This is a genomic window from Escherichia sp. MOD1-EC6098 (assembly GCF_002965865.1).
In the GTDB taxonomy this organism is placed as follows: Bacteria; Pseudomonadota; Gammaproteobacteria; order Enterobacterales; family Enterobacteriaceae; genus Escherichia; species Escherichia marmotae.
Map to the genome: position 1 here is coordinate 1 of NZ_PTSN01000058.1, position 2,647 is coordinate 2,647.

The window sequence follows — 2,647 nt, forward strand, 5'->3', positions numbered from 1 at the left end:
ATTCCGGCTGGCATTTTTACAGTCAGAGGAATACGGATAACAGTATAACGTTCGCTGTAAACGGGCAGATGGTTCCATCAAACTACGGAAACTTTGATGCCCGCTATCAGACCAAAACAGGCGGTGTACAGGATGTGCGTCTGGGCAGTGCCATTGGTATTGGGCGTGGCGGGAACGCACCATCAGGTCACCTTATCAGCGGTCTTGATGGTGGTGAAAGTATGGACTGGGCCAATGCCCGCCCGGTGCAGGTTCTGATTAATGGCGTCTGGCGGAATGTAGCGAGTTTGTAATTATGATGCACTTAAAAAATCTTACGGTACAAAACCCTAAAACAATTGAGCAATACCAGCTGGCGCGACAGCATAAATTTTTATTGTGGCTGTTCTCCGATGATGGTCAGGAATGGCACGAAGCCCAGGAAAAATTTCAGCCAGACACTCTGAAAGTTATTTATGTTGAAACTGGCGAAGTGGTCTGGGTTGGAAAAGACATCACCTCAATCTGCCCGGAAAATAAAAGTGTGATTGAGTTGCCGGATATTACCGCTAATCGTCGCATTGAGGCGTCGGGATACTGGTTCTACCGCAATGATGAATTTGTTTTCGACTACAAACTTAAAGCGGAAGATGAGCGCGATGCCCTGTCACAACGGGTCAGCATCATGACCAGCGAATGGGAAAAAGACCTGCTGCTGGGATTAATCAGCGACGAAGACAGGGAAAAACTGAAAGCGTACCGCATTTACGCGAAATCGCTGCAGGCGATGGATTTCAACATTATCACTGATAAAACCTCATATAACGCCATTGAATGGCCCGTCTCTCCGGAAGCCTCTTCCTGATTTAATTTATCGCGAGAAAAACTATGTCTGTAGTGATATCAGGTGCGCTGATTGATGGCGCAGGCATCCCCATGTCCGGATGCCACATAATTCTGAAATCCCGGGTAAACACCTCAGAAGTGGTGATGCGCACAGTTGCCGACGTGGTGACAGGAAACTGTGGCGAGTACTGTTTTAAGGCGCAGACCGGAAAATATTGCGTATATCTGAAGCAGGACTGGCGCGACGAGTACTGTGTTGGCGACATTGCTGTATACGACGACTCCAGGCCCGGCACGCTGAACGACTTTCTGACTGCCCTTGATGAAGGCGACCTCAAACCCGACGTGGTGAAACGCTTCGAGGAAATGGTGGCGCAGGCGCAGCAGAGCGCGGAAGCAGCAGCGGAAAGCGAACGCCAGGCCGGGCAACATGTCGCTGATGCGCAGAAGATAAAGGAAGACTGTCAGACGCTGGCGGATAACGTACAGCAGAATGCAGAAGCCGTTGCCGAAGATAAAAAGCAGGTGGCACAGCTGGCATCATCTGCCACACAGGATGCCGCCCGGGCAGAACAGGCGGTCAAAGATGCCGATAAGATAGTCCAGAAAGCGGTCGATAAACTCGACGAAGCCGCAACGCTGACTGGCGAGGCAAAAGCCAGCGCCGAAGCGGCTGCAAAAAGCGAGCAGAACGCGAAACAGCACAGGGACGAGGCGCAACGGATAGTCGATGACCTGAAAGGAACCAACGCCAGCACGACGCAAAAAGGTCTGGTGCAACTCTGTAGTGATACAGACAACGACAGCGAGGAACTGGCAGCCACGCCAAAGGCTGTCAAAACCGTCATGGACGAGACGAAAACAAAAGCGCCACTGGACAGCCCGGCGTTCACAGGTACGCCAACCACACCAACCCCACCGGACGATGCAGTCGGTCTGGAAACCGCGAACGCGGCATTTGTTCGCAAACTGCTCGCCGCGCTGGTTGACTCGTCCCCGGAAACACTGGACACACTGAACGAGCTGGCAGCGGCGCTGGGTAATGACCCGAACTTTGCAACAACGGTCACTAACGCCCTGGCAGGTAAACAGCCGCTTAATGAAATACTGACGTCATTATCAGGACTGGTTACTGCCGGTAATAAGTTGCCTTATTTCAGTGATAAAAACGTCATGGCGCTGGCAAATCTGACTGCGGTCGGTCGGGTGTTAATTGGTCAGAATTCTAAAAATGAGGTGCTGGAATATCTTGGTCTGAAAACGGCTGCGACGATGGAGCCCCAGAGCGATATCCGCGACCGCACACCGGGCAGGCTGGCACTGTCCGGCATGTACGGATTCGGTCAGGCATTTGCCAGCACCGACGCTCTGGCGTTTGACGGACAGGCCGATTTTGCTGAATGGCTGAAAGAGGCCACCCCGGGGCGTTATGCGGTCAGTATTGCGGACTCTTCCACACTACTGGCAGGCACCACAAAATTTAACGGCATCATTGATGTGATGTGGTCGCCCTTTGATAACGATGAATCGGACACAACGCGTAAATTCAAAATGCTGCTGTGTTTTAACCAGTATTACGAAGGTGAGCACAGCATTCATCGCCTGACTTACCGCTGGAGTGGAAACAACTGGAATGCAACAGTAAGCCCCATCATTTACGACGGCGATTCGCTGGCGTTCCTGCTGTCCCGAACGGCAGGCTCAGGCTCATATTTCAAATACCCGGCAGTGGGTGTTCCGGTGCTTGCTGTTTATCGCGGAACAACTTCCGGGGATAAAGAAATCAAAATTGGCCTGGGTGATGTGGTGCCAGGGTCACAAC

General features: G+C 52.1%; 2 protein-coding genes and 1 pseudogene. All 3 read left to right on the top strand.

The window, feature by feature from the left end:
• Window positions 1–293 (top strand): annotated as a pseudogene (locus C0K55_RS25470) (phage tail protein); the annotation flags it as partial.
• 2 nt (window positions 294–295) lie between these two features.
• Entirely contained in the window at window positions 296–844 is a 549-nt protein-coding gene (locus tag C0K55_RS25475) for a tail fiber assembly protein (protein ID WP_105266220.1), read from the top strand.
• A 23-nt stretch (window positions 845–867) separates the two neighbouring features.
• Window positions 868–2,647, top strand: a 1,780-nt coding sequence (locus C0K55_RS25480) for a prophage tail fiber N-terminal domain-containing protein (protein ID WP_105283454.1), incomplete at its 3' end; no start/stop codon positions are given.

What these genes read in the sequence shown, in the direction of transcription:
- C0K55_RS25475 (WP_105266220.1), top strand. Translation starts at nt 296, where the DNA reads ATGATGCACTTAAAAAATCTTACGGTACAAAACCCTAAAACAATTGAG.